At 53.0% G+C, this 636-nt stretch carries 1 CRISPR repeat array.

Annotated features, from left to right (window positions below):
• Position 1: 1 nt before the first annotated feature.
• A CRISPR array of direct repeats spans positions 2–633; the repeat unit is 32 nt; unit sequence GCAGCCGCCTCCGCGTGGCTGTGTGTTGAAAC.
• Positions 634–636: the final 3 nt, after the last annotated feature.

Genomic DNA, 636 nt, shown 5'->3' on the forward strand with positions numbered 1-636 from the left:
CGCAGCCGCCTCCGCGTGGCTGTGTGTTGAAACGGATATAAAACGGAAAGACTGTATATCCGAACATATGCAGCCGCCTCCGCGTGGCTGTGTGTTGAAACCGATAGCACAGAGACCGTCGGCGGAAATAAAACGAGCAGCCGCCTCCGCGTGGCTGTGTGTTGAAACAATTCGACGGCGTTGCCGCAGGGAGAAGAGGAGGCAGCCGCCTCCGCGTGGCTGTGTGTTGAAACATTGGAAAATGAATATACAAATATACACAAATATAGCAGCCGCCTCCGCGTGGCTGTGTGTTGAAACCATTTAAAGCGTTCTTTTGCCACTTATCGACCTCGCAGCCGCCTCCGCGTGGCTGTGTGTTGAAACGAATATCAATCCAAGGGTGAATATTGGGTACTCAAGGCAGCCGCCTCCGCGTGGCTGTGTGTTGAAACCTGTTGTGCTTTGATGGTTTGGGCTTGAGCTTGGGCGCAGCCGCCTCCGCGTGGCTGTGTGTTGAAACTCCATTTTCAAAATCACTTTCCCAACTATCTCAATATGCAGCCACCTTCGGGTGGCTGTGTGTTGAAACCGGCAAGCAGTTGTTATATCCGGCGGCTATCAAAGCAGCCACCTTCGGGTGGCTGTGTGTTGAAA

Origin of the sequence: Aggregatibacter sp. oral taxon 458 str. W10330 (genome assembly GCF_000466335.1) — a bacterium.
GTDB lineage: Bacteria > Pseudomonadota > Gammaproteobacteria > Enterobacterales > Pasteurellaceae > Aggregatibacter.